The organism is Caballeronia sp. ATUFL_M2_KS44 (genome assembly GCF_023630965.1).
Classification (GTDB): Bacteria; Pseudomonadota; Gammaproteobacteria; order Burkholderiales; family Burkholderiaceae; genus Caballeronia; species Caballeronia concitans.
In genome coordinates, this window is record NZ_JALQEA010000067.1 from 1 (window position 1) to 18,145 (window position 18,145).

11 protein-coding genes and 1 pseudogene are annotated in these 18,145 nt (G+C 65.9%); 4 read left to right on the top strand and 8 right to left on the bottom strand.

What is annotated here, in order from left to right; translation table 11 throughout:
- Positions 1-144: 144 nt before the first annotated feature.
- Positions 145-267 (top strand): annotated as a pseudogene (locus NCR39_RS27745) (SDR family oxidoreductase); the annotation flags it as partial.
- Positions 264-1,292 (top strand): hypothetical protein, encoded by a 1,029-nt coding sequence (locus NCR39_RS27750; protein ID WP_250455931.1) that lies wholly within the window; start codon positions 264-266, stop codon positions 1,290-1,292. The pseudogene NCR39_RS27745 and the gene NCR39_RS27750, both read left to right, overlap by 4 nt.
- A 12-nt stretch (positions 1,293-1,304) precedes the next feature.
- On the opposite strand, the gene NCR39_RS27755 is transcribed toward NCR39_RS27750, so the two are convergent.
- The 6 genes from NCR39_RS27755 to NCR39_RS27780 are packed head-to-tail and all read right to left on the bottom strand — an operon-like array spanning position 1,305 to position 10,804.
- On the bottom strand, positions 1,305-1,886 hold the full coding sequence (locus NCR39_RS27755) for a PqiC family protein (RefSeq protein WP_250455933.1): 582 nt from the start codon (positions 1,884-1,886) through the stop codon (positions 1,305-1,307).
- Positions 1,886-3,487: a PqiB family protein gene (locus tag NCR39_RS27760; protein ID WP_250455936.1), complete on the bottom strand. Its 1,602-nt coding sequence runs from the start codon at positions 3,485-3,487 to the stop codon at positions 1,886-1,888. The genes NCR39_RS27755 and NCR39_RS27760 overlap by 1 nt, the downstream gene beginning before the upstream one ends.
- Positions 3,484-4,815: a paraquat-inducible protein A gene (locus NCR39_RS27765; protein ID WP_250455938.1), complete on the bottom strand. Its 1,332-nt coding sequence runs from the start codon at positions 4,813-4,815 to the stop codon at positions 3,484-3,486. Before NCR39_RS27765 ends, NCR39_RS27760 begins: the two co-directional genes overlap by 4 nt.
- Positions 4,812-6,311: an efflux transporter outer membrane subunit gene (locus NCR39_RS27770; RefSeq protein WP_250455940.1), complete on the bottom strand. Its 1,500-nt coding sequence runs from the start codon at positions 6,309-6,311 to the stop codon at positions 4,812-4,814. Before NCR39_RS27770 ends, NCR39_RS27765 begins: the two co-directional genes overlap by 4 nt.
- A gap of 1 nt (position 6,312) precedes the next feature.
- A complete protein-coding gene (locus NCR39_RS27775; RefSeq protein ID WP_250455942.1) occupies positions 6,313-9,537 on the bottom strand; it encodes an efflux RND transporter permease subunit in 3,225 nt (1,074 codons plus the stop codon).
- Positions 9,538-9,589: 52 nt separating this feature from the next.
- Positions 9,590-10,804 carry an efflux RND transporter periplasmic adaptor subunit gene (locus tag NCR39_RS27780; RefSeq protein WP_250455944.1) on the bottom strand — a complete coding sequence of 405 codons (1,215 nt, stop codon included), beginning with the start codon at positions 10,802-10,804 and terminating at the stop codon, positions 9,590-9,592.
- Between the two features lie 807 nt (positions 10,805-11,611).
- Between NCR39_RS27780 and NCR39_RS27785 the strand changes: the two genes are divergently transcribed.
- The gene (locus NCR39_RS27785) at positions 11,612-13,426 is read left to right on the top strand and encodes a ShlB/FhaC/HecB family hemolysin secretion/activation protein (protein ID WP_250455946.1); all 1,815 of its coding nucleotides are present in this window, start codon (positions 11,612-11,614) and stop codon (positions 13,424-13,426) included.
- 6 nt (positions 13,427-13,432) lie between these two features.
- Here NCR39_RS27785 and NCR39_RS27790 read toward each other — a convergent pair whose 3' ends face one another.
- Complete coding sequence (locus NCR39_RS27790) at positions 13,433-15,739, bottom strand: two-partner secretion domain-containing protein (RefSeq protein ID WP_250455948.1); 2,307 nt, start codon at positions 15,737-15,739, stop codon at positions 13,433-13,435.
- A gap of 99 nt (positions 15,740-15,838) precedes the next feature.
- Positions 15,839-16,810, bottom strand: coding sequence for a LysR substrate-binding domain-containing protein (locus tag NCR39_RS27795; RefSeq protein ID WP_250456230.1), 972 nt, complete (start codon positions 16,808-16,810; stop codon positions 15,839-15,841).
- 144 nt (positions 16,811-16,954) lie between these two features.
- Between NCR39_RS27795 and NCR39_RS27800 the strand changes: the two genes are divergently transcribed.
- Positions 16,955-18,136 (top strand): M20 aminoacylase family protein, encoded by a 1,182-nt coding sequence (locus tag NCR39_RS27800; protein WP_250455950.1) that lies wholly within the window; start codon positions 16,955-16,957, stop codon positions 18,134-18,136.
- Positions 18,137-18,145: the final 9 nt, after the last annotated feature.

An 18,145-nucleotide genomic window follows, 5' to 3' on the forward strand; every position in this document is an offset into this window, starting at 1 on the left:
TTTTGTTTTTCTGTGGATGTTTTGTGGGGTGGGGGTTTTGTAATATTATACGAGCGGTGGACCCACCCCAAAAACCAAACGGGGGGGGGGGTGGGGTATATTGTATTTGTAACGCCTGCACCCCGAGGGGGGGGCGCCCGCGCCCTCGGCGAACTCGTCGACATCATGGACGTCGGCTACACATGCGCGTTTCTCGCGACGCCCTACGCGCGGCGCGTGTCGGGCGAAACGCTCTATGTGGACGGCGGCGTGCACATCATGGCATGAGCATCATCGCTTGGCTCTTCGGACATTCGAGCGACGACGCGCACGCGTCCGGCGATGACATGCGCGCGGCGCTCGAACGCATCGTGCGCATTGCGCCGCATGTGCGGCTCGCGAACCGGTACGAAGCGCGGCTCACGCCGTCCATCGGCGCGACGCTGCGTTATGCGCGCGATCTCGTCGATGCACTGCCGGTGCCGCGCGACGCCACGCCCGCCGCATGGGCCGACGACTCGCACTTGCGCGCGATGTTCGCCACCGCCGACGACATCGCGTGCGTGATCGGCCAGTCGAACGAACTGCGCCGCTGGTTCGACGAGCACTATGTCGCGGATCATGCGTATGCGGTGCTGAGCAGCCGCTTCGTGGAGCGGCGCGTGTTGACTGTCGGGCAGGACGAAGGCGTCATGCGCGCGGACGTGCCGCGCGTCGCGGTGAGTTTCGACGACAAGCGCATCCGCATCTGCGACGAAACCGATGCCGCGCTGAGGCAGGACATCGTGCTGCGGCTCGTCGAGCAGCTCGCGCTCGAAGGCATGTCGCGCATCGCGGCGCAGGACGCGCGACGCGAGGCGCTGCACGAAGAACACGCGCTGCTCTCGGCGCGCATGCAGATGCTCGGCCGGCGCGGCGCGGGCGTGTCGGGTTTGAGCGGTGCGTCGTCCGTAGCCGCCGATGCTGCCGCGGACATCGCGCGCCTCGAACGCGATATCGCCGATAACGAAGCCGCGCTCGCCGCGCTCGGATCGCGTGCGGAAGCGGTCGAGCAGCAGCTCGGCGCGCTCGTCGATGTGCTCGCCGATCCCGCCGCGCTGGTTCGCGTGACGCAGCGCACGTTGCGCGTGAACCAGATGAACCTGATCGTCGACGATGCGAGCAACGAGCGCGCCGCCGATCTCACGCTGAATCTCGCGCATTTGCCGATGCAGCCGCCCGAGACGCGCGCGGTCGAGTTCGTGCGGATCGCGCGCGCGGATTTGCCGCCCGCAGGCACCGCTCTGGACGATGCCGCCCGCTGGCTCTACTGACGTGCCGCGCCGTCACGGTCCCGCATTGCGCACGATCGCCGCCGCGATGTCGCGGCTCACGCGCGCCAGCGCGCGGCTCTGCGCGGCCACGAGCGCATCGTAGTCCGGGCCGCTCACCGGTTCGCGCACGAGCGAACGGCCGCTGGCTCCCGCACCGTCGCTTATGCCGCGCACCGTCCAGCGCGCATCGATCAGGACCGACTCGCCCGTGACGGATTCGAACTGCTGGATATCGACGCGCACGCGCAACGCATCCGTATCCGCGATGGCGCGCGATGCCACCGCCACGCGGTCCGATCCGAGCAGCAGCGTGAGATCGCCGGCGATGGCATCGGCGATGCTGCTTTTGAGCGGCTCGCCCCAGCGCGCGTATTCGTTGAGCGCGACTTCGTTGTTCGTGTTGCGCGTGACGATCTGCGGACGATCCACGAGATCGGGCACCGTCACCGGACCCACGATGATCGTCCGCGCGGGCGGCTGCGCGATCATCGCAGTCAGCGACGGGTCCGCGTTCAGCCGATAAAAGCTCGCGCGCGGCGAGGCGCATCCGGCGATCATCGCCGCCGTCACGAGACAGAGGCAGGCAACGCGCATCACTTCTTGTCCTCCGGTTTGCCGCGCAGCAGCGCTTCGGGATGCTCCTGCAGATAATCCGCCAGGCTGCGGAAGGAAGCCGCCGTGCGCGTCAGTTCGCGGATCGCCTCGGTGGTGTCCTGCTGCAATCCCGAACCGGGCAGCAACGTGGAATGCGCGGCTTCGAGCGCGGCGCGCGCGGCCGCGAGCGTGTTCGTCGCCTGCGGCACGACTTGCGTGTTGAGGTTCTGCATCAGGGCGCTCGTGTTGTCGAGCGTTTGCTGCGCGCTCGCGGTGAGCTGCTCGATCGGCAGCTTGTCGATGCGCGTCATGATGCGGTTGATCGAATCCTGCAGCGAAGCGAGTCCGCTCGGCGTCGTCGGCATTTCGGGCGGCGTGCGGCTCCAGTCGATGCTCGCCTTCTTCGCATCCGGGAAGAATTCGAGCGCGACGTAAAGCTGGCCCGTCAGCAGACTGCCGGTGCGCAACTGCGCGCGCAAACCGTTCGCGACGAGAAAGTTCGCGAGCGCTTTCGGATCGCTCGTCATGCGGCCTTTCTTCGGCCCCGACTCGAAGCGCGACGTGAAGCGCTCCGGATACAGCTTCACTTCCACCGGAATGCTGATCTGCCGCGTGACCGGATCGAAGCGCGTGTTGATGGCCGCCACTTCGCCGATGGGAATGCCCCGGAATTCCACCGGCGCGCCGACCGCCAGGCCGCGCACCGAACCCGTGAAATTGAACACGTACGTCTCGACGATCCGCTCGTGCACGCGCAGCGCTTCCGAGCGCGTCTGAAAGAGCGTGAAGGTGGTATTGGCCGGCGCCTGCGCCCAACTGAGCGACGCGGCGGGCGTTTCGAACGCGAGGCCGCCGATCAGCATCGACACGAGCGATTGCGTGTTCACCTTCAGCCCGTCGGTGCTCAGCGTGACATCGAGACCGCTCGCTTGCCAGAAGCGCGAATCGGCGTTCACGTAGCGGTCGTACGGCGAATTGATGAACACGTGCAGCGTGACGCCGCTGCCGTCCTTGTCGAGTTCGAACGCCGTCACCTGGCCCACTTGCAGCCGCCGGAAATAGATCGGCGTGCCGACATCGACGGAACCGAGATCCGCCGCGCGCAGCACGAACTGCCGCCCCGGCACGTCGCTCGCGAACACGGGCGGCGTTTCCAGCCCGGTGTAATCGCGCTGCGCGCTCTTGCCGCGCCCGATATCCATGCCGATATACGCGCCCGACAGCAGCGTGCCGATGCCCGACACCGAGCCGCCCGCCACGCGCGGACGCACGACCCAGAAGCGCGTGTCGTCGACGAGCATGTTGGCGGTATCGCGCGTGAGTTCCGCCGTGGCGACCACGCGCGTGTAGTCCTTCGAAAGCACCACCGACTTGACGATGCCGATGTCCACGTCCTTGAACTTGATCTTCGTCTTGCCCGCTTCGAGCCCTTCGCCGGACTTGAAGCTGATGGTCACGGTCGGGCCTTTCTCCAGCACGGTCTGCACCGCGAGCCAGATGCCGACCAGCACCGCCACGGCCGGCACCACCCAGATCCACGGGATGCGCCAGCGCTTCTTCGGCACGACTTCGGCATCGGGCAGGCCGCCTTGGGAGCTCATGTCGCGTGCTCCTCGTTGTGTCGTGCGTCCTGCTCGCGTTGTGCGTCGCTTGCGTCCCAGATGAGGCGCGGATCGAAGGACATCGCGGCGAGCATGGTCAGCACGACGACCGCGCCGAACGCAATCGAAGCCGGTCCCGCTTCGATGGTCGCCATCGCGCTGAACTGCACGAGCGCGACGAGCACGGCGATCACGTAGATATCGAGCATGGACCAGCGTCCCACGAGTTCGACGATGCGGTAGATGCGCGCGCGCTGCACGGTGTACTGCGTCATGCGCAGATTGACGCTCGCGGCGAGATAGCCGATGGCGAGAATCTTGAGCATCGGCACGGCGATGCTCGCAATGAACACGATGATCGCGAGCGGCCACGAGCCGGATGTCCACAGATACGCGACGCCGCTCATGATCGTGTCCTTCTGCGCGCCGAAGAGCGAACTCGTGTTCATCACCGGCAGCAGGTTCGCGGGAACGTAGAGCACCGCCGCCGAGATCAGATACGCCCACGTGCGCGAGAGGCTCGCCGGCTTGCGCAGATGCAGGCGCGCGCCGCAGCGCGGGCAGCATCGATGTGAATGACGCAACACGCCGCGCGTGGACAGCCCGCAGTCGTGGCAGACGCAGATGCCGCTCGCCGACGCAATGCGTCCGTTGAGCGGCACGCCTTCGGGCAGCGCGAGCGACGTGTCGCCGATGCCGGACCACATCGCGCGTTCGTCGAACGAAGATGCCGTCGCGACGAGCAGCAGCATGAGCGCCGCGAGCGACCACAGTGCCGGCCCCGTCACCACCGACGCGATATGCGCGAGCTTCACCACCGACACGAGCAGGCCGAGCATCAGCACTTCGGTCATGCCCCATTCGCGCGCGACGCACAGCAGGCGAAACGCCGCGTCCGCGCGATACGGCCTGCGATGCACGTGAAGCGGCAGCAGGAGCCACACGGTGCCGAACGCGTGCGCGGCGGGCATCAGGACGGTCGTGACGAAGATGAGGCCGGCGAGCGGCCACATGCCGTCGCGATACAACACGCGCACCGCGCCGATGAGCGTCGTTTCGACGAGATCGCCATTGACCGACAGCCCGACGATGGGAAACGCGTTCGAGATCACCCACAGCACGCAGGCGGCGAGCGCGCACGCGAGCGCGCGGTCGAAGCCGTGCGCGCGGCGGCGATACAGCACGGCGCGGCATCGGCAGCAGCGCAGGGCGCCGCCCGGCGGCAGCGGATGTTCGCGCTGCAGCAGATCGCATTCGGGACACGCGATCAACGCGCGATCGCCGCGCGGATCGTGCTCGGGCACTGCAGCGGAGGCCGCCGTGTTCATTGCACCGTCGGCGCGGCCGATGCGGCCGGCTTGACCGCATCGGCGGGCGGGGTCGCGGTCTGCGTCGCGGTCTGCGTCGTCATCTTGTCGGCGACCATGACCCAGCCGCCGCCCATCGCCTTGTAAAGCGTCACGAACGAAGCGAGCGCGGCGGCGTGCGTCTGCGTCTCCGACAATTGCGCGTTGAACAGGCTGCGCTCGGCGTCCAGCACTTCGATATAGCTCGTATAGCCGCCCTCGTAACGCGCCCGCGCAAGACGCGCGTAAGTGGAAAGCGCGGTCACCTGGCGGCCCTGCACTTCGAGTTGTTCGTGCAGTTTCTGCGACTGGATGAGCGCGTCATCGACTTCCTGAAACGCGACCTGAATCGCCTTCTGGTACGAAAGCAGCGCCGCGCGTTGCTGCGCCTCGGCGGTCTCGACCTGCCCCGAGATGTTGCCCGCCGTGAAGATGGGCTGCGTCACCTGACCGGCGAACGACCACACGCGCGCCGGCCCCGTGAAGAGCGACGAGAACTGCGTGCTCGCGGTGCCGAAGAGACCCGTCAGCGAGATTTGCGGGAAGTACAGCGCACGCGCCGCGCCGATCAGCGCATTCGCCGCGATCAAATCCTGTTCCGCCTGAAGCAGATCGGGCCGCCGTTCCAGCAGGTCCGACGGCAAGCCCGACGGAATCACGGGCGTCGCGAGCGCGCCGAGGTCGAGGCCGCGCACGATCGGCCCGGGATTGCTGCCGAGCAGGACGGAAAGCGCGTCTTCCTGCTGCGCGATCTGCGTTTCGATCTGCGGAATGGTGGCGAGCGAGGCTTCGTATTCGGACTGGCTCTGCGCGAGTTCCATCTGCGAGACTTCGCCGCCTTCGAAGCGCAGCGTGAACACGTGCACCGATTCCGCGCGGCTTTGCGTCGTCGCCTTGGCAATGTCGAGTTGCCGGTCGAGGCTGCGCAGATTCAGATACGACGACGCCACCGACGCCACCAGCGAGAGAATCGTCGCGCGCCGTCCTTCTTCACTCGACAACAGATTCGCGCGCGCGGCCTCCGTCAGCCGGCGATTGCGCCCGAAAAGGTCCAGCTCCCACGCCGCCGACACCGACAATTCGAACTGGTTGTAGACCGGCCCGAAGCCGGGTGGAAGCTGCACCGCGCCCGCCCGGGACGCGCGTTGCCGCGAGGCGTCCGCGCCCGCCGAGATTTGCGGGAAGAGCGCGGAGCGCGTGGTGACGAACTGCCCCATGAACTGTTCGACGCGCGCCGCCGCGATCTTCACGTCCTTGTTGTTGGCGAGCGCGGTCTCGATCAACTGGTCCAGCACGGGGTCCTGAAACTGCTTCCACCATTCGGTGTTCGCGGTATCGGAGACTTCCGTCGCGGCGAAGCGATACGTCGCCGGCGTCTCGACGGGCTGACGCGAATAGTTCGGCCCGAGCAGGCAGCCCGAGAGCGATGCGGCGGCGATCACGCCCGCCAGAGTGCGAAGGAACCGGTCGGGCCGCATGTCAATGCCCCTTGTCCGGAGCGGACGGCGTCGCGTTCGGGCCGCTGCCGCCGGGTGTTCGCGGCGGCGTATCGGATGCCGTCGCCGCGGGCGTCTCACCGCTCTTCTTCTTCTTCGAGCGCGCGGACATCGTTTCGAGTCCCCAGAAGAACATCGGAATGAAGAACACGGCGATGACCGTCGCACCCAGCATCCCGCCGATCACGCCCGTGCCGATGGAATGGCGGCTGTTCGCCGATGCGCCCGTCGCGATGGCGAGCGGCACGCAGCCGAGAATGAACGCGAGCGATGTCATGACGATCGGGCGCAGACGCTCTTCGGCGGCGGTCATGGTCGCGTCGAACACGGACTTGCCCGACTGCACGTTCAGCACCGCGAACTCGAAGATGAGAATGGCGTTCTTCGCGGCCAGCGCGACGAGCATCGTGAGGCCGATCTGGAAGTACACGTCGTTGTCGAGGCCGCGCAGAAGAATGGCGAGCAGCGCGCCGAAGATGGCGAACGGCACGGCCATCAAGACGCCGAGCGGCAGGCTCCATTTCTCGTATTGCGCGGCGAGAATCAGGAACACCATGATGAGCCCGAACACGAAGACGAGGCCCGACGTGCCGCCCGACTGCTTCGCTTCGAACGCTTCGCCGCTCCACGCGATGCCGTAATCCGAAGGCAAGCCGGACGCGACTTCCTCCAGCGCCTGTATCACTTGCCCCGACGAATAGCCCGGCGCGGCGTTCGCGGTGATCTTTACCGCCGGGAAGTTGTTGAAGCGCGTGATGAGATCGGGGCCGGTCACGTAGCGCGTGTTGACCACCGACTTGAGCGGCACCATGCTGCCGGTCTTGCTCTTCACGAAGATCTGCGTGAGGTCGTCCGGTTTCAGCCGGTACGAAGGCTCCGCCTGAAGAATCACTTGCCACAGGCGGCTCGACCGGTTGAACTGCGAGACGTAGAGCGAGCCGAACATCGTCTGCATCGCGCTGTAGACGTCTTCGACGGGCACGCCGAGCGTCTCGGCCTTGTCGCGATCCACGTCCGCGAGCAGTTGTTGCGACGACGCGTTGAAGGTCGATGTCACGCCGGTCAGCTCCGGCCTCGCCTTCGCCTTCGCGACGTAATCCTGCACGATGCCCGCGAACTGCGCGATGGTCGTATCGCCCTTGCTCTGTATCCACATTTCGGTGCCGCCCGTGGTGCCCAGGCCCGGAATGGAAGGCGGATTGAGCGGCACCACAATGCCCTCGCGCACTTGCGAAAGCGCCTTGTACGCATCGACGAGCACGGCGCGCGCGTTTTGCGTGCGGATATTGGCGGACGTATAGCGGTCGTCGAAGCTTTTCAGCCCCACGAAGAACGTCGATGCGTTGTTCTTGTTCTGGCTGTCGAGCAGGCTGAAGCCGTCCACCGTCGCGATGCTGCCGACGGCCGGCTGCTTCATGAAGTATTCGGTCACGCGGTCGGACACCGCGCCCGTGCGATCGAGCGAAGCTGCGTCCGGCATGATGACTGCGCCCAGCAGATAACCCTGATCTTCGGGCGGCAGGAAGGCCGTGGGAATGTCGCGCATCATCACGACGGCGAGCGCGATCATGCCCGCGAACAGCAGCAGCGCGATCACGAATCGCCGGATGATGAGCCGCACGATGCGCGTGTAGCCGTGCGTCATGCGCATGAACTGGTTGTCGAACCAGCGGAAAAAGCCCTTCTTCTCGTGATGTCCGGGCTTGAGCAGCAGCGAGGCGAGCGCGGGCGAAAGCGTCAGCGCGACGATGCCCGAGATCACCACCGATATCGCGATGGTGATGGCGAACTGCTTGTACATCTGCCCGGTGATGCCGCCGAGAAACGCCACCGGCACGAACACCGCGCACAGCACGAGCACGATGGCGACGACCGGCCCGGCGACCTCGTCCATCGCCTGTTTCGCGGCGGTCTTCGGATCGAGCTTGTGAACGGTCATGTTGCGCTCGACGTTTTCGATCACGACGATCGCATCGTCCACCACGATGCCGATGGCGAGCACCATGCCGAACAGCGTCAGCATGTTGATGGAGAAGCCGAGCGCTTCCATGCCCATGAACGTGCCGACGATGGACACGGGCACGGCGAGCACCGGAATGAGCGTCGCGCGCAGGCTTTGCAGGAACACGAACACCACGATCACCACGAGCGCGACGGCTTCGAAGAACGTATGCACCACATCCGAAATGGATGCGCGCGTGAACTCCGTGGTGTCCATCGCGATCTGGTAGTCGATGCCTTCCGGGAACGTCTTCTTCATCTCCGCGAGACGCGCGCGCACCTGCTTCGAGACGTCGAGTGCGTTCGCGCCCGGCTGCTGATACACGGCGAGCACCGTCGCGGATTTGCCCTGAAAACGGCTGCGAATCGAATAATCTTTCTGACCGAGTTCCGCGCGGCCCACGTCTTTCAATCGCACGATGGCCGCGCCGCCGGATTCCGCGCGAATGATGATGTTCTCGAATTCGGCGGGTTCGGTGAGACGCCCGGTCGTCGTCACGGCGAACGACTGCTCGACGGGCGAACCCGTCGGCGATTGCCCGAGACGGCCCACGGCGAACTGCTGGTTCTGATTGGCGACCGCGCGCTGCACGTCGGCGGCGGTGATGCCGAGCTGCGCCATGCGGTCGGGCTTGAGCCAGATGCGCATGGCGTAATCCGGCGTGCCGAAGATGCTCGACTGGTTCGCGCCGGGAATGCGCTTCAATGCATCGAGCACATAGACGTTCGCGTAATTGGCGATATAGGTGGCGTCGTAGCGTTCGTCGGGCGAATAGATCGCGACGACCATCATGAAGGCCTGCGACTTCTTCTGCACCTGCACGCCTTGCGCCGTGACCGATTGCGGCAGTTGCGGCAGCGCGAGGTTCACGCGGTTCTGCACGTCCACCTGCGCGAGTTCCGGATTCGTGCCGATCTCGAAGTACGCGTTGATCGTCAGATTGCCCGTCGACGAACTCGACGAGCTCATGTAGATCATGTTGTCCGCGCCGTTCACCTGCTGCTCGATCGGCGCGGCCACGTTGTTCGCGACGACTTCGGCGCTCGCACCCGGATACGTCGCGGAAATGGTGATCTGCGGCGGCGTGATGTCCGGATACTGCGCGGTCGGCAGCGCGAGCATGGTGAGCGCGCCGCCGAGCGTGATGATGATCGAGATGACCGAGGCGAAGATCGGGCGGTCGATGCAGAAATGTGAGATGTTCATTGGCCTTTTCCGCTTTTCCGCTCGGCGTGGCTTGGCTGATCGCTATCGATGCCTACTGCTGGCTTTCGCTGGCGGGCTTCGTCGTCCCGATCGACGCCTGCGCGCCCGATGCCGCCATCGCAGCCGATGCCGGGGCCGCGCCCTCCGCCGGCGCGCTCACCACGCGCACCTGCGAGTCCGCGGCGACGCGAATCGCGCCATCGACGATCACGCGTTCGCCCGCGCGAAGACCGCTCGTGATGAACCAGTCGTCGCCGTGCCATTCGCCGACTTCGATCACGCGCTGATGCGGCTTCGACTGATCGTCGAGCACCCACACGAAGTGGCTCTTCGCGCCTTGCAGCACGGCGCGCTGCGGCACGAGAATCGCGTTCGGCCGAAGCGCCCCCGACACGCGCGCCTTCACGAACTGGCCGGGACGCAGCGTGCCCTTCGGATTCGCGAACGATGCGCGGACCAGAAAGGTGCCGGTTTGCGTGCTGAACGCGGGATTCGTGAAGTCGATGCGGCCGGTCTGCGGATACACGGAGCCGTCGGCCTGAATGACGGTGACATCGAACTGATTGTCGGGCGGAAAGCGCAACTGTCCTTTCTGTATCTGCTCGCGATACGTCAGCAACTCGTTCTCCGAGATGCTGAAGTTCACCCACATCGGATCGAGCTGATACACGTAGGTGAGCAGGCCCGATTGCGTCGGCGTGACGTAGCTGCCTTCCTGCACGCGCGCGAAGCTCGAAAGCCCCTTGAGCGGCGAGCGAATGGTCGTATAGCTGAGATTGAGCTGCGCGGTCTGCACTTCGCCTTGCGCCGCGATGACGGCGGCCTCCGCGCTCTTTTCGTTGCCGATGGCGTCGTCGAGATCCTTCTTGCTCAACGCGTTCATCGCGGCAAGCGGCTTCACGCGCGCGAGATTCTGTTGCGTGACGAGCAGCCGCGCCTGCTGCTGCGAAAGCGCGCCCTTGGCGGTTTGCAGCGCGGCTTCGAACGGGCGCTTGTCCATCAAGAACATGATCTGGTTCGCTGCGACGAGCGCGCCTTCGGTGTACATGCGCTTTTCGAGGAAGCCGTCGACGCGCGCGCGTATTTCCACTTCGCGCGAGCTTTGTGTCTGCGCGGTGAATTCGAATTCGACCGGCGTCGTTTTCGCCGCGACGGTCATCACCGTTACATCGACGGCGGCGCGCGGCGCTTCGGCAGGCGGCTTCCTGCATGCGGCAAGCGAGAGCAGGGCCAGCGCCGCGAGCGGCATGTAGCGGCGTGCGTGCATCGTATGTATCGCGTGATGTATTGCGTGTGACATCCGCGCATGACCGCCATGCAGTAATCGTTCCGACACCAACGCCATGAACGTCATGAACGCCTCTCTTCTTGGGATGGCTTGACCAGGGTGCGGGCGCTATGGCGCGCTCGCCGTCACATGCTCGCGGTGCGCGAAGAACGCCTGCATGCCGATGCCGTCAACGCGCGTGTCTCACGGCGCTGCATTCGCCATGCAGTGATTACGCGCGCGACGGATTGACGTGTCGATGTCAACGAGCGCGAGACCCGAGCCTCATAAGTGCCGTAGCTGCCTCCGTTTCCGATGTTCGCGCGATGGCCAGAGACGCCTGCATGCTTGGCCAAGAGCGGTCACCGCATGCATGCCGGTGCGCCTGACGAATCTACTAATAGCCGAATAACGTTGAAAACGCCATAGGGTTCGTGCGTGGCATTTGCGTGTGTGAGTTCGTGTCGATTCGTGAAACAGTGGGGGTTACTGAGAATAGTTTTGTGTCCGAAGTAAATACATGATTTCGGCTTTCTGCTTGTGATGATTCGACTGTTTCAATACACGAAGATGGACGCTCTTTCGACAACGAGATCCGGCTGGACAACCATGCTCTTGCTCTGCACAGCCTTACGGATGCGCACCCGCCGACCCCAAGGGTTTTCCCTCGCTCGCGCATTGTCGATAGCCGCCTGCCCCGATAGCGCCTGCTATCGTTCGGTCTTAACATCTCCTGCCTGGCGTCGATCCGGCGCCGGCGTCCCACCGGAAGCGCGTCACGAAACGTGCCCGACAACATGGAACAAGATGCGCAATCCGCTCGTGGAACCGCGCGCCCGCCATCTCGCGGGCGCTCATCGTCCGGCACGGCGTCATCGGCTGACAAGGCTTTGCCTCGCGACGCTGCTGCTGTCGAGCGCGTTCGCCCGCGCGCAGTCTTATCGCGATGTCAGTCCCACGCCGCCGCCCGCGCCCGCGCGTCCCGCCGCGCCGCCGCAGCCGCCGCAAGCGGAGAGCGCATCGGCGCAAGTGGCCGTCGCCGCGCTGCGCGGACTCGTGTTCGAAGCATCGGCGTCGGGCGCGCCGGGCGCATCGGCGAATGAAGCCGCGCGCGCAGCCGATGGACGCATCGTCGCGCGCGGCCTGCCTCCGCTCGACGACGCGTTCCTGCAAGGCTTCGCCGCCGACCTCGATCGCCCGCTCACCTTCGCGCGGCTCGCGGAAATTCGCCGCGCCGTGGTCGCGCGTTATCGCGAAAGCGGGCTGCCGCTCGTCGATGTCTACGTGCCCGAGCAGGACGTCACCGAAGGCGTCGTGCGGATCGCGGTGGCGAGCTATCGGCTGGGCCGGGTGATTCCGCGCGGCAACCGCTATTTCTCCGATGCCCTGCTCGCGGGCGACATGCCGCTCACCGCCGGCGACGCCATCCGCGAATCCGACGTCGCCACGGGCCTCGCGTTGCTCAACGCGAATCCGTATCGCGCGGTCGATGTGATCTACGCGCCCGGCGAGGCCGAAAGCACCACCGACGTGATCCTGCAAACCGCCGACCGTTTCCCGATGCGCGTCTCGGCGGGCTACGACAACGCGGGCGTGCCGCAGCTCGGCCGCGACCGGTTCTTCGCGGGCATCGACTATGGCAATCTCTTCGGCCTCGATCAGCAGATCGCCTATCAGATCACCGCGAGCAACGACGCGCTGAGCGGCAATCCGGACATCGAAGGCCGTCCGGACCGTCCGCGCTTCGTCGCGCACGCGCTCAGTTATTCCGCGCCGCTGCCGTGGCGCGACCGCATCGAACTGTTCGGCGTCTACGCGCAAAGCACGCCGCGCCTGCCGGACAGTTACGGGCAAACGGGCATCTCCGCGCAGGCGAGCATCCGCTACGACTGGCGGCTCACGCCATTCTCCGGCTGGCAGCAACAGGTGCAGTTCGGCTACGACTACAAGCGGTCGAACAACAACCTCGAATTCGGCGGATTCCAGGTGTTCAATTCGAACACGCATATCCATCAATTCCTGCTTGCGTACGACGTGAACCGCAGCGATGCGAGCGGCCAGACACGCGCCAACGCAACCGTGGTGCTCAGTCCCGGCCGGCTCGACACCGACAATCGCGATGCCGCGTTCGAAAGCGCGCGTCACGGCGCGACGCCGCGCTACATGTACGCGCAGTTGTCGGCGCAGCGCGATGTGGCGCTGGGCGCGGGTTTCGTCGCATGGGGAAGGGCGGCGCTGCAATGGACGCCCGACACGCTGCTGCCGAGCGAAGAGATGGGGCTGGGCGGCGACAGCAGCGTGCGCGGTTATCTGCCGTATGTCGTGCAGGGCGATCGCGGATGGAACGTGCAGACGGAGGTCCGCACGCCGCCGTGGAGCATCGGCGAAAGCGGCGTGGCGATCCAGCCGTTCCTCTTCGTCGATGCGGGCCGCGTGTGGAACCGCATCGATCAGCCGACGGAGCCGAACAACGGTTCGCTCGTCGGCATGGGCGGCGGATTCCGCTTTCAGGTCAACCGCTTCGTCAACGTGCGCGGCACGTTCGGATATCCGTTGCACGCAGCGGTTCCCGGCGGATCGAAAGCGCCGGTCGGAATGCTGTATATCGTGCTCGGCTCGTGACGGCGGCTACTTGTTCACCTGCCATTGCAGCACGGGATGCGAGACGCCCGGCACGAACGTCCACGTGCCGCCCGGCGCGAAATTCCAGCTCGGCGCGAAGCTCGACGCCGTGCTCATCTGCGCGGTCGTGAGGCCGTTGGCGGCGGGAATCGCGTTGCCCGTGGCCGCGCCGACGGTCTGCCCCGACACCTCGCGATCCCAGTAGACGTCCTTCGCGACGTTGCCGATGTTCGTCGATACGAGGCCGCCCACGTAGCCCGGCGGCAGCGTGGTCGGCAGCGACATCGCGGCGAACGATTCCTCGATCTTGCCCGTGTTGTATTCGGCCAGTCCGCCGTCGGTCACGCCGCCGCCGCTGCCCGTCGCATACGATTGCAGGATGACGCCGGTCACGCCGTTGGCCGCCGCGATGCCGCCCACGTGCGCATGCGTGCCGCCGCCGTAGTCGCCGGTCGCCCACGACTGCACGATCAGTCCCGTGTTGGATACCGCGATGCCGCCCATCGACCCTTGCGCGTACAGCGACACATTGCTGGTGGCGCGCGAGACGGTGCCCGAGTTCTCGCCGACGACACCGCCGATGGCGCCCGCGCCGATCTCCTCCGTGGACATCTGGCCGGTGACGTTGACGTTGGCGATCAGCCCCGCCGACGTGCCCGCGAGCAGTCCCGCGAGCGTGGCCCACGGCGACCCGGACGCGTTCGTGAGATTCAGGTTGCGCACGACGCCCGATGCGCCGATTGCCGAGAACAGGCCGAGCGGCGGCGAGCCCGAATCGGGCGTCGTGCTGAACGAGATGCCGTCGATGGTATGGCCGAAGCCGTCGAACTGGCCGGTGAAGCCCGTCGTGCCGTTCAACGCGATGGGCGTGAACGATCCGCTCGCCGTGAGATCCTTGCCGAGCGCGTAATTGCCGCCCAGGTTCTGCGAGATGTTCTCCAGTTCCGCGATGGAATTGACGAGCTGATACGACGTCACTTGCGTCTTGAGTCCGCTGAACGGCGCGGCGGCCCACGCGGCGTTCGTGCGAATGGTGCCGGGCGTGAACGTGCCGTTCGAATCGTGGAACGCGGCGACGATGCCCGTGCTGCGCGACCAGTCGATCGTGCCTTCGTTCGTCACGCTGCCGTTGTTGTCGATGCTCGTCGAATCCGCGCGCAGGTAGAGATTGCCCGCGCCCGTGTTGGCGACGGTCGTGACCGGTCCGAGCAGGATCGAATGTCCGGCCTTGAGCACGAGCGATGCATTGCCGGTCCAGGTCAGCGTCGAGAGCACGTTGATGTCGCTGTCCGCGTCGATGGTCACCGACGTGCCTTGCGACAGGCTCCCCGCGATCGCCGCCGCGTTATGCGGCCCGGCGTTCAGCTCGCCCACGCCGATGGTCCACTTCGCCGCCGTCACCGTGCTCCCTTCCAGCTCCATCGTCTGGCCGGTGGTCTGGACCGTGCCGCCCGAGGCGTCGCTGTTGCGCGCGGTGATCGCTTCGTGCTGCTGCACGTCGCCCTGATGCGCGATGAGCCAGACGTGACCGTCGCGCGTCGCGGTGCCCGTCGCGCGCAGTCCCGCGTGACGGCCGGCGAGCGCGTAGACGTTGCCATCGGCGGCTTCGAGATGGATTTGCGCGGCGCGTATGCCGCCCCGGTTCACCACGTCGCCTTGCGCGCCCGGCTGCACGAAGACCTGGCCGCTGCTCGCCGAATCCCGGAGCAACACGCTGCTGCCCGCGACGAGTTCCGCCGTGCCGTTCGGCGCGGAAATGCGGCCCGCGTTCTCGGTGTGCGCGAGCGAGATGAGAAAGACATCGCCGCCGCTCGAACTGATCCTGCCGAGATTGACGACGGACGCGGTGCTCGTGCCGGACAACGTGAGCGGGCCGCCCGCGATGAACGCGTCGTTGCTCGTGTCGAGCGTCGCGGCGACGAAGCGGCCGCCTGTCGTCACCACGCCTTGCTGCCCGATCACCACGCCTTGCGGATTGATGAGGTAAAAGCTGCCTGTCGCGCTGAGATTTCCGTCGATGGCCGAGGCATTCGGACCGGTCACGCGCGAAAGCGTCGCGCCCGTGCCGTTGTTGACGTTCACGCTATTGCCCGCGCCGATGGAAAAGCTGTTCCAGTCGATCACGCCGCGCGTCGTGCTTTGCGTGATGCTGACCTGCGTGGCCGACGACGTGATGCTGCCCGAGCCGGCCTTGAACTGGCCGTTCTGCGGCAGTGGACCGGCGGCGAAGGCGACAGGCAGCGAGGCGCTCACCAGAAACACGATCGCGGCGGGCCTGATGAGCCAGCCGTGCATGGACGATTCGTCGCGCATGACGCCTCCCGTTGCGTGGCACACCGAACCGGCCGGTGGATCATTCAGGATAGAACCGGATCGGATAATTGCAATGCGGCAGTGCGGGCGGCGGACGCTTCAGGTGCGGATGGGCGAGCGGCCAGCCTTCGCCTTCTGATCTTCATCGCCATGCGTGGGAGCAAGCGCGCTTGCTGCATTGCGTTCGCGAACCACGCGTTGCAGGCAGTCGAGAAACACGGTCGCGGCGGGCGTGAGCGGGCTGTCGCGACGCGTCACCACGCCGACCGACGATACCGGCAGCGCATCTTCAATAGGCAGCACGGCAAGCCCTTCGCCGACCCATTCGTGATCGAGCAGCGAACGCGGCATCGCGGCGAGCGCCTCGGATTCGCGCAGCAGCCCATGCGCGATCACGAAGCTCGGACACTCGATCACGCGCTGCGGCCTCGGCAAGCCGTGCTGCGTGAAGATGTCGAGCAGCGCCTGCGTCGTGCTTTCGGGCGATGGATTCAGCAGCCATTCGGCATCCGCGAGATCGGCGAGGCGCGTGGCATGACGCAGCGGATGATCCTTGCGCGCGACGATCACCGAATGCGATTCGTAGAGCGGCACGTAGTCGAATTCGGCCGACAACTGACTGGCCATGATGACCGCGACGACGAGATCGAGCGAGCCGTCGCGCAGACGCGGAAGCGCGACGCCCGGAAAGCCCTCGATGAAACTCACCTTCGCCTGAGGCATCTCGCGGCGGAACATCGCGTAGGCCTGCGGCAGGACGGAAAGCGCGGCGGTCGGCGTGACGGCCGCGCTCACGCTGCCCGATCCGGCGCCCTTCATCTGCACGATGTCGTCTTCGGCGCGCCGCATTTCGCTCACCACGAGCTTCGCGCGCACGCGCAATTGCTGGCCGAACGCGGTGAGCTGCACGCCGCGCGCGGTCCGCACGATGAGCGGCACGCCGAGATCCTGCTCCAGTTCCTTGATGGCTTTCGTCAGCGCCGCCTGCGACAGAAAGAGACTGCGCGCCGCCGCGCGAATGCTGCCTTGCTCGACCACGGAGAGGAACGCGCGCAACTGGTGGTACTTCATCGTCATGCTGTCACCTGGTGTTCCCTAGGGTTTTCGCCGACAACCGTGGGTCGTCATAGACGGAATTTACTGTCTTTTGCGATTATTTTCGACTGCCTATGCTCAATCGATCGATGAACCACGCGACGCGTTCGAGGAGCCAAGATGCTTTCAGTTGACCCGATCATTCCCGGCATTGCCGCCATTGCAGCCGATTTCGTCGACGTGCGGCGGCGCATTCACGAGCATCCGGAACTCGCGTTCGACGAAACGCACACGAGCGATCTCGTCGCCGGGCTGCTCGCCGAATGGGGCTTTGATGTGCATCGCGGTCTCGGCAAGACGGGCGTCGTGGGCGTGCTGAAACAGGGCGACGGCACGAAACGCATCGGCTTGCGCGCCGACATGGACGCGCTGCCGATAGAAGAAACCACCGGCCTGCCGTACGCCAGCAAGACCGCGCGCGTGATGCACGCCTGCGGCCACGACGGCCACACCGCCATGCTGCTGTGCGCGGCGCGTCATCTCGCGTCGAGCCGGCAGTTCTCCGGCACGCTCAACGTGATCTTCCAGCCCGCCGAGGAAGGCGAGGCGGGCGCCCGCGCGATGATCGAAGACGGCCTCTTCGAGCGCTTTCCCTGCGACGCCGTGTTCGGCCTGCACAACATGCCGGGCCTGCCCGCAGGCGAGATGTTCTTCACGCCGGGGCCGGCGATGGCGTCGTCGGACCGCGTGTCGATCGTCGTGCGCGGCGTCGGCGGTCATGGCGCGATGCCGCACGTCGCGCGCGATCCGATGTCGGCGGTGGCATCGATCATTCTGGGGCTGAACAGCATCGTCGCACGCGAAGTGAATGCGCAGAAACCGGCGGTCGTCACCGTCGGCAGCGTGCAGGCGGGCGAAGCGAACAACGTGATTCCCGAGACCGCGCTGATGAAGCTCTCCGTGCGCACGCTCGACGCCGCCGTGCGCATGCAGTTGAAGGAGCGCATTTCGGCGCTCGCGCACGCGCAGGCGAGCGCGTTCGGCTGCACCGTCGAGATCGACTACGAGCTGGGTTATCCCGTGCTCGTGAATCATGCGGAGCCGACTGCGTTCGCCACGCAAGTCGCGACGACCATGCTCGGCGCGCAACGCGTGGACCCGGCCGCCGCGCCGCTGATGGGCAGCGAGGACTTCGCGTTCATGCTCGAAGCGTGTCCGGGAAGCTATGCGTGGATCGGCAACGGCGTGGGATCGAAGGGCGGCTGCATGGTGCACAACCCCGGCTACGATTTCAACGACGACATTCTCGCGACCGGCGCGAGCTACTGGGTCCGGCTCGCCGAAGCCTGGCTCGCCGACTGATTCTCATCG